This is a genomic window from Shewanella sp. AS16, assembly GCF_021412365.1.
Taxonomy (GTDB): domain Bacteria; phylum Pseudomonadota; class Gammaproteobacteria; order Enterobacterales; family Shewanellaceae; genus Shewanella; species Shewanella salipaludis.
Window position 1 is genome coordinate 1 of record NZ_JAKCLK010000384.1, and the last position, 284, is coordinate 284.

General features: G+C 49.6%; 1 protein-coding gene. It reads left to right on the top strand.

The window, feature by feature from the left end:
* On the top strand, positions 1–272 hold a 272-nt coding region (locus LZP73_RS20770), incomplete at its 5' end, for a pantoate--beta-alanine ligase (protein WP_234236869.1).
* Positions 273–284: the final 12 nt, after the last annotated feature.

Sequence of the window (284 nt, forward strand, 5' to 3'; positions counted from 1 at the left end):
CGGCGGAACAACGCAAAATTGCGCCCGGTCTGTACAAGGTTTTAAGTTCGATTGCCGATAAATTACAGGCTGGTGAACGGGATCTCGATGAAATTATTGCTATTGCCGGGCAAGAACTGAATGAAAAAGGCTTCCGCGCCGATGATATTCAGATTCGCGATGCCGACACATTGCTGGAAGTCTCTGAAAACAGCAAACGTGCAGTGATTCTGGTAGCCGCCTGGCTTGGCGATGCCCGCCTGATCGACAACAAAATGGTCGAACTGGCGTAATACTTAACTGGC